Origin of the sequence: Cyclobacterium amurskyense, assembly GCF_001050135.1 — a bacterium.
GTDB classification, from domain to species: Bacteria; Bacteroidota; Bacteroidia; order Cytophagales; family Cyclobacteriaceae; genus Cyclobacterium; species Cyclobacterium amurskyense.
Window position 1 is genome coordinate 5,632,519 of record NZ_CP012040.1, and the last position, 11,410, is coordinate 5,643,928.

The window sequence follows — 11,410 nt, forward strand, 5'->3', positions numbered from 1 at the left end:
AAATTTCAAACTATTTTGCATTAAAACTACCAAACAATTAAGAGATTTAGCATTTATTATCGCCTTTTACCATATTCAAGCAATCTTTTATTTCACAAACAAAGAATAAAATTTCTTTTTAAAGTTTAAAATATTAATTTTCAATAGAAGTACAGTATAATCGATATATTGAAATCGGTTGCATAAATCTTTTATTTTAATTATAATTAGATTTAATTATTGCCCAAGTCACCATTAAATGAATAAGGAAATAACTATTTACGATATTGCAAAGGAGGTAGGAATGTCTCCTACTACCGTCAGCAGAGCCCTAAGTAACCATCCCCGTGTTAAAGAAAAAACCAGGGGAAAAATCTTGAATGCAGCAAAGATCCTAGGGTACCAATCCAACATTTTTGCTTCTAGTCTCCGGAAAAAACGGTCCAGAAGTATTGGCGTAATTATCCCGAAATTAAACAGCCCCTTTCAGTCCTCGGTAATGGCGGGCATGGAAGAAATAGCCACACAAGCTGGGTATAATCTGGTAATCAGCCAATCTACGGAATCTCTTGAGAAAGAGATTTCCAATGCCAACACCATGTTTAACAGCCGTGTAGACGGACTCCTCGTTTCAAAAGCTGGTACAACAGACAATATTGAACACTTTGCTCCTTTTTTCAAAAAACAAATCCCTGTGCTTTTCTTTGATAGAGTACCGGAAAACAACAATTGTACGGGAGTAGTCATCAATAACACTCAAGCCATCTATGATGCAACAAGCCACCTAATAAAACAAGGATGTAAACGTATTGTACATGTTTTAGGAAATCTTAAAATCAACGTTTATTCCGACCGCTTGAAAGGGTATAAATACGCCCTTTTGGATCATGGATTTGTCTTTGAAGAAGAAAACATCATCACCAATGACCTTGGTGAAGAATCAGGAGATCGAATTGTTGAAAAAATCATGGAATTAAACCCGCGCCCTGATGGGTTGCTTGTTTCCAATGATACCTGCGCTGCTAGTTGCTTGATGGCCCTAAAAAAGAAAAAAATAAGGGTTCCTGAGGACATGGCAATTGTTGGCTTTAACAATGACCTGATTTCAAGAATGGTGGAACCCAATCTCAGCACGATTAACTACCCCAGTTATCACATGGGTGAAGTGGCTATGAAAAACTTAATTAACCATTTGGATGAGGAGCACCATGAAATCCTTCAAAAAACAAACACCATAACCCTTAGGCACGAATTAATCATAAGGAAATCCTCAAAGAGATGAGTTAATCTTTCAATTGCTATCCAAATCCTCTTACTATATTTAGGTCTAAAATGATTTCTAAGAAACCAAAGCAATACCTAAAGCTAAATTTTGCTTTAGGTATTGCTTTGAATGGACAGTAAACTTCATTTACTATACGTAATCACTTCCTTAGGTATCGGAATAGAATATGAAACCAATTCATAATTCTGGTTTATCTGATTTCAATCTGCACTTAACTCATACTTTAAATTTTTCCCCTTTTCTATTGCCGGAAGACCTTCTGTCATCCACAGGGGTGCTTTCTCTCCTTTAAGGTAATGGTCAAAAAATTGAGACAATCGAATACTCAAATCTTTTTTATTCTTTCTCTCTTTCAAGTTATGGTCTTCCCCATTGTAAACCAATAACCAAGAAGGAACATTGTTTCTCTTTAAGGCCATAAAAAACTCAATGCCTTGGTACCAAGGAACTGCACCATCCTTATCATTGTGCATAATCAAAACAGGCGTCTTCACCCTATCCGTAAAGAATAAAGGAGAATTCTCAATATAATACAATGGCTTCTCCCAAAGAGTGCCCCCAATCCTTGATTGGGTTTGTTCATATTGAAACATGCGGCTCATACCAGTCCCCCAACGAATACCACCATAGGCAGAGGTCATATTTACAACCGGAGCACCAGCACCTGCCGCTTTAAACATATTGGTCTGAGTAACGATATAAGCCACTTGATAACCTCCCCAACTTTGCCCTTGAATACCAATATTGTCTTTACCTACAAAACCTTTTGCCACCATGGCCTGAACACCGGGTACAATACAGTCAAAAGCGCTAGGCCCAGGCAAGCCTATTTTGTATTTTATATCAGGTACAAAAACCAAGTACTCATTGCTCACGAAATAAGGAATATTGATAATTGATGCCGATGGAACAGGGGAATAGTACTGAGGTAAGGCATCCGATCTTCGCTCATAAAAATACACCATCATTGGGTATTTCTTTTCCGGGTTAAAGTTTTCTGGTTTAAAAAGCAATCCATTCATGCTATCACCTTCACTGGTCAAATAGTCTACCAATTCTACATCTCCCCAGTTAATCTCTTCCTGCTGTTTATTTATTTGGGATAGGCGCTCTTCTTTATGAAATCCAGTAGTAGCATAATATACATCCGGGCTGGATTTAAATGTTGACTTTTGATAAATGTATCGTTTTTTACTTTCTGCTACTTTTAAACCATTATAAGATGCAGGCCCAAAAACAAGGGCTTTGGGTTTATGATTACCTTTCCAATCCCCCAGAAAAAAACCACTGTTTTTGGTTGTATTTTCAAACCCCTTTAACACCATGTCCTCACTTAAATCGTAATAATCCTTTTCAGGATCTAAATTCATTAAGCGAAAAGTCATTTTATTGTTCTCCTTATTTTCTCTGGTAAGATTTTTGGCTTTGTTAAGGTCAAAAGGATCTATTTTCCATACATCAAACCGATCATAAACTAGAAAGTGCTCATCATTAGCAGTCCAGCCTGGGCTACCATAACTCCCTGGCAAAGAAGGGCTGTCATGCAACTCATTAAACATGGCCTCCTTAATTCCCGAAGTCAATGAAATTCTCTCTTTACTTTCCAGATGAATGGCCTGCCAAGAACTATCAGGAGCATTGTACCAATAAACAAACTTACCAGCAGGAGAAAGTTTCGGATTACCGATTACCTCATTGGCCAATAAATGAACCTCACCTGTATACAAGTTAATACTACTAAGGTCCTCTGCTATCTGAATATCCCAGCTATATGCTCTTCGATAATGGTCATCGTTCCTTATTATGGCCCAATTCCCTTTTTTAAACCTATTGAAATGAATTTGACTACTTTTAGTGTCTTTATAAACTTGTATTTTATCAGAGTTAATTTGATAAACTGCTACTTGACTTTCTTTTTCTTTATCCTTCAAATTCTTTAACTGCATTGGCTGGATTTCTTTGTCTTGCCAACCCCAAATATCCAGACTGACTCTCTCTTCCTCCAAAATACTAGTATCGGCTTCATAAGCGTATTTTTCAGGCGATGGATTCCATCCGAAAAACAAAAGTTCTCCAGAATTAGAGAAAGATGGTGAAAAGTGCTCGCTAATTTTATTGTCTAACTGATCAGGAATATTCTCCCAGGATTTCAAGTCTCCCTCAGCCCCCAGAAAATACAATTGAAAACCTTTCTCCTCTTCTTTTTCCTCAGTGGCACTTCCCAAAAAAGCGAATTTCTCAGCATCAGATGAAAAAACAGGTGATTTGAAACTTGTCAAGTGATCTACAAGGATGTTTTCATTACCAGTCTCTAAATTAAGGATAGAGACCATTTTTGATTTGTCAATTTCAGCATCCCCTACTTTGACCAAAAACATTTTTTGACCATCATCGGAAAAACCATAATCCAATACCTTCTCAAACGTAAAGGACTTCTCATCAGCAAAATTATTTACAGTTAAATTAAAAGATTTATCCTCCGCCTTAGATTTTTTCACCTCATTATAACTGGTATCCTTTTCTATTTTTACAGATGTATGATAAGCATACCATGTTTTCACTTTTTTCGGCACCTTAACCCCACTTACTTCAGGCACCTTTGTTTTTTCACCACTTTTCAGGTTAACCAATAACAAGCTGTCTTTGGGAAAATCCTCTTTGTCTACTTTTCTAAGTTTAAGTTGCCTTAAACTGTCTTTTTCAGGACTTATCAACCCCAATAACCATTGGCTTTTTTCAGAAAATGAGGTTTGAGATGCTCTTGGAACAATGATTTTCTGCTTATTTCCGGAAGTATTGCTCAATTGAAGCCTTCCATCCCCATCCTGAAGGGAAATTTCTATAGCCACCCATTCTCCATTTTTGGAAAATTTCTTATTCGAAATTGATTCCCAGGAGTCATAATCCTGGTGTGACAATGATCTTTTCGTTTGTTGAGCGGCAACATTGAATGCCAAAAACAGAAAAATAATTAATGTATAAAATCTCAAACCTTTAGTCTTTAAATTTAAACTTTTAAACTTCGAAGATAATCTTTTCCATAATCCTTAGGGTAAAAAATGAAACTTTTAAATAAAGCAGCAAGAAACCTTAAAATTAAAAAATTTAGACATAATTAAAATCAGGCATGTTAGCAAAGTAAGCAGTAATCCTAACCGCTCACCTTCCGCGTCAGCTTTTAGCCTTTCAAATCAAATTTAAACCAATAGTCACCTGCATTATTTGGGACTACCTAATAGGATTTTTTATTTAGTATGCAATTAATATCTTTTTAAAATTAGTATAATTACAAGCTATAGGATATCCAGCGGAGGCATTTCTTATTTATAAAAAGAAAAATAGTCTTTAAATTCTTTGACAATTTAATAATTTAACCAGATCTTTATTTTGGAATCAACAATTAACTTATTGAAAAATGGACAAAATTTTAGATATTGACAATGTAGACCTCAAAATTATATCTTTACTCAATAAAGATGCCAAAACCCCATATACAGAAATAGCTAAAAAAGTATTCGTTTCTTCAGGAACTGTTCATGTTCGAATGAGGAAATTGGAAGATTTGGGAGTGGTGAAGAGTGCTACATTGAACATAGATTTTTCAAAATTGGGATATGATATTTCTGCCTTCCTTGGTATTTATTTGGAAAAAAGCTCCCTTTACGATACTGTTATTGAAAAGTTAAAAGATATTTCAGAAGTTATAAACGCTTATTATACAACAGGAAATTATAGTATTTTTGCGAAAATAATATGCAAGGACACCAACCATTTGAGAGAAGTTTTGAACAAAATTCAATTGGTAGAAGGTATTGATAGGACGGAAACGCTTATCGTATTGGAGGAAAGTATCAATAGACCAATCCATCTTGTAACAGACAAAAAATAGGGTAAATTTAGTTATTAAGATTAAATCTAAATAAAAAATATATTTAGATTTTTGTATAATGTATATGGTTTTTTTAATATTTACCTTTTTAACTAGCAGTAATTTTTTTATATTATTTTATTGATATTCAACAGGTTAACTACTGATTTTAATAAAATTTCATTTAATTCCCTTCCTTTTAGAACAATAAAAAATAGATTAATGTTATATATTTGTGGATCAAAATATAATTAGTCTAAATAACTCTTTTTTATGAGCAAGGACAATGAAATCTTAGAAGAATTAACCTCCAGAGAATATGAACACGGATGGTCAGTAGATTACGAAGCTGATGAGGCTCCTATTGGCCTTAACGAAAACATCATTCGGTGGATTTCTTCCAAAAAAGAAGAGCCTAAATGGCTTTTGGATTGGCGTCTCAAAGCTTTTGAACAGTGGAGAAAAATGGATGAGCCTACTTGGGCAAATGTTCATTACCCTAAATTAGACCTTCAAGCATTGAGGTACTATTCCGCTCCAAAACAAAAAAGCAAATCCAAAAACATTAGCGATATAGATCCCGAGCTTTTGAAAATCTACGAAAGGTTGGGCATCTCTTTGAATGAGCAAAAAAGACTGCAAGGAATTGCAGTAGACGTGGTGTTGGATTCAGTATCTGTTGGAACTACTTTCAAGGATACACTTTCCAAGTTGGGTGTGATTTTTTGTTCATTTAGTGAAGCAGTTGCAGAACATCCGGATTTGGTTAAAAAATACCTGGGCTCTGTTGTCCCTGCAACGGACAACTACTACGCGGCGCTAAATGCTGCTGTATTCTCTGATGGTTCGTTTTGCTATATACCTAAAGGGGTACGTTGCCCAATGGAACTTTCAACCTATTTCAGGATTAACGCAGCCAATACAGGGCAGTTTGAGAGAACGTTAATTGTAGCAGAAGATGAATCTTATGTCTCTTATCTTGAAGGATGTACCGCCCCACAAAGGGACGAGAACCAACTTCATGCGGCAGTAGTTGAAATATATGCAGCAAAAAATGCTGAAGTAAAATATTCAACTGTTCAAAACTGGTATCCTGGTGATAAAAACGGCAAGGGTGGAATTTACAATTTTGTAACCAAAAGAGGTATTTGTGCAGGAGACAATTCCAAAATATCTTGGACGCAGGTAGAAACAGGATCTGCGGTGACTTGGAAATACCCTTCTTGTATACTTAAAGGTGACAATTCTATAGGTGAATTTTATTCTGTAGCAGTAACGAACAACTACCAACAAGCGGATACAGGTACCAAGATGATACATATTGGTAAAAACACCCGTTCAAGGATTGTATCTAAGGGAATTTCTGCTGGAAAATCACAAAATTCATACAGAGGTCAGGTTCAGGTAATGAAACGTGCCACCAACTCAAGGAACTTCTCTCAATGTGACTCTCTTCTTATGGGTGACAAATGTGGAGCACATACATTCCCATATATAGACATACAAAATCCTTCTGCGAAAGTAGAACATGAAGCAACAACTTCTAAAATTGGAGAAGATCAGATTTTCTATTGTAACCAAAGAGGAATAAGCTCTGAGGATGCAGTTGCACTTATCGTAAATGGATATGCCAAAGAAGTATTGAATCAACTCCCTATGGAGTTTGCGGTTGAAGCTCAGAAACTTTTGGCTCTTACACTAGAAGGAAGCGTAGGTTAAAAAATTAAAAAAATGTTATCAATAAAAAATTTACACGCTGCAATCGAAGGCAGCCCGATATTGAATGGTATTAATCTTGAGATTAAACCAGGAGAAGTACATGCCATCATGGGGCCCAATGGGTCTGGAAAATCAACCTTAGCTTCTGTACTAGCTGGACGTGAAGAGTATGAAGTAACCGAAGGTTCTGTTACTTTCAAAAACAAAGACATCTTAGAGCTTAGTCCAGAAGATAGAGCAAGGGAAGGTATTTTTCTTGCTTTTCAGTATCCGGTTGAAATACCAGGTGTTAGCTCTACAAACTTCTTAAGAACTGCTGTAAATCAGGTAAGGGAATACAGAGGCCAAGCACCTTTAGACGCAGTGAAATTTCTTTCTTTAATGAAAGAAAAAATGAAGTTGGTGGAAATAGACCAAAAGCTATTAAGTAGGGCTTTGAACGAAGGTTTTTCCGGTGGTGAAAAGAAGAAAAATGAAATTTTTCAGATGGCCATGTTGGAACCGACACTTTCTATTTTGGATGAAACAGATTCAGGATTGGATATCGATGCGCTTAAAGTAGTGGCAAATGGTGTTAATCAACTTAAATCTAAGGACAACGCAACCATTGTGGTAACTCACTACCAACGTTTGCTGGATTATATTGTCCCTGATTTCGTGCATGTATTGTACAAAGGACAAATTGTAAAATCTGGTACAAAAGAATTGGCCCTTGAACTTGAAGCCAAAGGTTACGACTGGATCAAGGAAGAAGTATCAGGAGCAAAGGTTTAATTTTAATCCAAGATTTTAATTTCTAATGACAGTATCAACAAAAAATGACCATAAACTGGTTGAATTATTCCTTTCGAACCAGACGAGTTTAGAAAAATTTAGTCTGTTTAAAGAATTGAAGTCTGCTGCCAAAGCATCTCTGGATAAAACCGGGTTTCCTACGCTAAAAGAAGAAGAGTATAAGTTCACGAATATCAACAAGCGAATTCTTGATAAGATAAAGAAATTCACTTCACCAAATGCAATAAGTAATATTGCTGAGGTTCTGGAATCACATCCATTGGTTAATTCACTAGAAGGTTTTAAGCTCATCAGAAACAATGGTGTCTATGAACCTGAATTATCGTCCAATAGCGAAGGATCATTTACAGTTACTCCTTTTGCTGACTTGAATCAAGAGCAGGCTGAGGAGATTGGCACTATAGAAACTGTAAGCAAAGATCCTTTTACAGCACTCAATTCTTACTCTTTTGAATCAGGTATTCACATTGAAGTTGCAGATGGTTCAATAATAAAACAACCAATATTATTGGTCGACGTGGTAAGCGCTGATTCAATGGGAGAATGTGTACAGCCAAGAACTTACTTCAAAGCAGGCAAAAACAGCCAGGCAACCGTTATAGAAATAACAATCTTCGTTAATGAATCTGCTGTTTTTCTCAATGAAGTCGGAGAATGGAACATAGATAGCAATGCACACATTCGCCATTATAAACTTCAGAATGGACACAAAAATGAATTAGGCGTAAGCAATACCAGCTCTAATATAGAGCGAGATGCTACTTTCACATCTGTATTGTTAAGTTTAAGTGGGGATATGTTGAGAAACAACCTAAGCCTTAATCTCAATTCAAGCAATTGTGAGGGAAATATGTATGGACTCTATATGTTAAATGGGAAAACCCATGTGGACAACCATACCAATGTAGACCACAAGATGCCGCACTGCGAGTCAAATGAACTTTATAAAGGCATTTTAGCAGACCATTCAAGAGGAGTGTTCAATGGTAAAATATTTGTAAGGCAAGATGCGCAAAAGACAAATGCTTTTCAGCAGAACAACAATATTTTACTGTCTGAAGATGCCATTCTAAATACGAAACCTCAACTTGAAATTTGGGCAGACGATGTGAAATGTTCTCACGGCTGTACTACAGGCCAACTTGACGAAGAAGCACTCTTTTATCTTCGTGCTAGAGGAATAGGAAAAGAAAGTGCCAAATCCTTATTGCTCTATGCCTTTGCAGGTGAGATACTAGATAAGATTACGAATTCAACCTTTAAAAATTATTGTGAAGAAATAGTACATGAGCGACTTGGAGGCAGCAATTAAAACAAATTCAGGGATCATAGCTGAGGAGAAAATCAGAGCACTTTTCCCAATACTTCATCAAGAAGTTAATGGAAAACCTTTGGCCTATTTTGACAATGCTGCTACCACACAAAAGCCGATTCAAGTTATTGAAGCCTTAAAAAACTATTACGGGGTAGACAATTCTAATATTCATAGAGGAGCTCATACCTTAGCTTCAAGAGCTACAGACTATTTTGAACAGACAAGGGAGCTTGTTAAAACCTTTATTAATGCCCCTTCAGTGGAGGAAGTTATTTTCACCAAGGGGACTACAGAAAGCATTAATTTAGTTGCTTCCACCTTTGGTAGAAAATTTATCAATGCGGGCGATGAGATCATTATCTCTACATTGGAACATCATTCCAATATTGTACCTTGGCAGATGTTATGTGAAGAAAAGGGAGCAATATTAAAAATAATCCCTATTCATGACAATGGGGAGTTGGATTTGGAGGCTTATAAAAACCTTCTGTCAGACAAAACCAAAATGGTGGCTGTGGTTCATGCATCCAATGCTTTGGGTACAATCAACCCTGTAAAGGAAATGATTACACAAGCCCATTCTGTTGGTGCCAAATTTTTACTAGACGGTGCACAGAGTACAGCCCATTTAGAGGTAGATGTTCAGGATTTAAACTGTGATTTTCTGGCCTTTTCGGCCCATAAAGTATACGGTCCAACAGGAGTTGGAGTACTCTATGGAAAGCGGGAGGTTTTAGAAGCCATGCCACCCTATCAGGGAGGAGGTGAAATGATTAAAGAGGTTTCCTTTTCAAAAACTACCTACAATGATATTCCGTATAAATTTGAAGCGGGAACACCCAATATAGGGGACGTAATAGCTTTCGCCGAAGCCATCAAATTTATCAATCAGCTTGGCAAAGCTGCTATACGAGCTCATGAAAACCGCCTTTTAGCTCATGCTACAGAAAGCTGTTCTAAAATTAATGGTTTTATTCCAATAGGTACGGCCAAAGATAAAGTCAGTGTACTGAGCTTCGGCATAAATAACATTCACCCATTTGATGTGGGAATGATGTTGGATGCCTCCGGTATTGCCGTTAGAACCGGACACCATTGCACCCAACCACTTATGGAGCGGTTTAATATTGAGGGAACTGTCAGGGCTTCCTTTGCTGTTTACAATACCATGGAAGAAATTGACCGGCTTGTAGAAAGCCTGACTAAAATCTCAAAAAGGAAAAATTAATGGCAGATATCAACGCTATTCAGGAAGAAATCATAAGCGAATTTGAAATTCTGGGTGATGACAAGGAATCAACCATCTACTACATCATGGAGCTAGGAGACCAATTGGCTGAATTTCCTGAAGAAGAAAAGAAAGAAGACAATATCATCAAAGGGTGTCAATCTAAAGTTTGGTTAACGACTACATTTGAAGATGGAAAAGTTCATTTTCATGCTGACTCAAACACTGACATTACCAAAGGTCTAATAAGTTTGCTTATTAGGGTGCTTTCAGGAAGGAAAGCCAGTGAAATAATAAATGCGGACCTATATTTTATCGAAAAGATTGGAATGGGTAATATTATTGGTTCACAACGATCAAATGGCTTAACTGCTATGATCAAACAAATGAAGCTATATGCAATAGCTTATCAAGCCAAAATAAATGCATAAAACAGCTATGGAGAAAACAGATCAATCAATAGACGATCAAGAAGAGATAAAAAGAAAGGTTGTCAATGCTATTAAAGAGGTATATGATCCAGAAATTCCAGTAGATGTATATGAGCTTGGTCTTATATATGAAATTACGGTATACCCTGTTAATAACGTATATATTCTTATGACGCTAACATCACCCAACTGTCCTGCGGCAGAGTCTATCCCTTCTGAAGTAAAGAGCAGTGTAGCTAATATCGAAGGAGTAAACAATGTTGAAGTTGAACTTACCTTTGACCCTCCCTATTCTCAAGACATGATGTCGGAGGTAGCAAAGCTTGAATTGGGATTTTTATAGAAAAAACTTATAAACAAAAAAAATATGTATCCAGAAGAATTGATTGCGCCAATGCGTGCAGAGCTTACAGAAGCAGGTTTTAAGGAATTCAGGACATCTAAAGATGTCGAAGATCATCTTAGCGAACACAAAGGAACCACTTTCATCGTTGTGAACTCTGTTTGCGGATGTGCTGCTGGAGCAGCTAGACCAGGAGTTCGAAGTGCTTTGGAGAAAGCTTCTAAAAAACCTGATGTTTTGGCCACAGTATTTGCAGGCAATGATGCTGAAGCAGTAGCTAAATTCAGAGAATTGGTCCTTCCTTATCCTCCCTCCTCTCCTGCCATGGCATTGTTTAAAGATGGTGAATTGGTACATTTCATAGAGAGACATCACATTGAAGGTAGAAATGCACAAATGATCGGTGATCATTTGGTAGAAGTATTTGAACACTTCTGTTAAAGAAAG

At 36.7% G+C, this 11,410-nt stretch carries 10 protein-coding genes; 9 read left to right on the plus strand and 1 reads right to left on the minus strand.

Annotated elements, in window-relative coordinates:
* Positions 1-238 precede the first annotated feature (238 nt).
* The gene (locus CA2015_RS22400; RefSeq protein ID WP_048643917.1) at positions 239-1,261 is read left to right on the plus strand and encodes a LacI family DNA-binding transcriptional regulator; all 1,023 of its coding nucleotides are present in this window, start codon (positions 239-241) and stop codon (positions 1,259-1,261) included.
* 203 nt (positions 1,262-1,464) lie between these two features.
* Here the strand turns inward: CA2015_RS22400 and CA2015_RS22405 are convergent, their stop codons facing one another.
* Positions 1,465-4,254: an alpha/beta hydrolase family protein gene (locus CA2015_RS22405; protein ID WP_048643918.1), complete on the minus strand. Its 2,790-nt coding sequence runs from the start codon at positions 4,252-4,254 to the stop codon at positions 1,465-1,467.
* 425 nt (positions 4,255-4,679) lie between these two features.
* Between CA2015_RS22405 and CA2015_RS22410 the strand changes: the two genes are divergently transcribed.
* The 8 genes from CA2015_RS22410 to CA2015_RS22445 all read left to right on the plus strand — a co-directional run bounded on the left by CA2015_RS22410 (position 4,680) and on the right by CA2015_RS22445 (position 11,404).
* Positions 4,680-5,153 (plus strand): Lrp/AsnC ligand binding domain-containing protein, encoded by a 474-nt coding sequence (locus tag CA2015_RS22410; protein WP_048643919.1) that lies wholly within the window; start codon positions 4,680-4,682, stop codon positions 5,151-5,153.
* A 252-nt stretch (positions 5,154-5,405) separates the two neighbouring features.
* Entirely contained in the window at positions 5,406-6,851 is a 1,446-nt protein-coding gene (sufB, locus tag CA2015_RS22415; protein ID WP_048643920.1) for a Fe-S cluster assembly protein SufB, read from the plus strand.
* A gap of 12 nt (positions 6,852-6,863) precedes the next feature.
* Positions 6,864-7,625: a Fe-S cluster assembly ATPase SufC gene (gene sufC / locus CA2015_RS22420; protein WP_048643921.1), complete on the plus strand. Its 762-nt coding sequence runs from the start codon at positions 6,864-6,866 to the stop codon at positions 7,623-7,625.
* A gap of 25 nt (positions 7,626-7,650) precedes the next feature.
* Positions 7,651-8,958, plus strand: coding sequence for a Fe-S cluster assembly protein SufD (gene sufD, locus CA2015_RS22425; protein ID WP_048643922.1), 1,308 nt, complete (start codon positions 7,651-7,653; stop codon positions 8,956-8,958).
* Positions 8,933-10,189, plus strand: a complete 1,257-nt coding sequence (locus tag CA2015_RS22430; RefSeq protein WP_048643923.1) for a cysteine desulfurase — start codon at positions 8,933-8,935, stop codon at positions 10,187-10,189. The genes sufD and CA2015_RS22430 overlap by 26 nt, the downstream gene beginning before the upstream one ends.
* Entirely contained in the window at positions 10,189-10,620 is a 432-nt protein-coding gene (locus tag CA2015_RS22435) for a SufE family protein (protein WP_048643924.1), read from the plus strand. Before CA2015_RS22430 ends, CA2015_RS22435 begins: the two co-directional genes overlap by 1 nt.
* Positions 10,613-10,963, plus strand: a complete 351-nt coding sequence (locus CA2015_RS22440; RefSeq protein ID WP_048643925.1) for a DUF59 domain-containing protein — start codon at positions 10,613-10,615, stop codon at positions 10,961-10,963. Before CA2015_RS22435 ends, CA2015_RS22440 begins: the two co-directional genes overlap by 8 nt.
* A 24-nt stretch (positions 10,964-10,987) precedes the next feature.
* Positions 10,988-11,404 (plus strand): BrxA/BrxB family bacilliredoxin, encoded by a 417-nt coding sequence (locus CA2015_RS22445; protein WP_048643926.1) that lies wholly within the window; start codon positions 10,988-10,990, stop codon positions 11,402-11,404.
* Positions 11,405-11,410 lie beyond the last annotated feature (6 nt).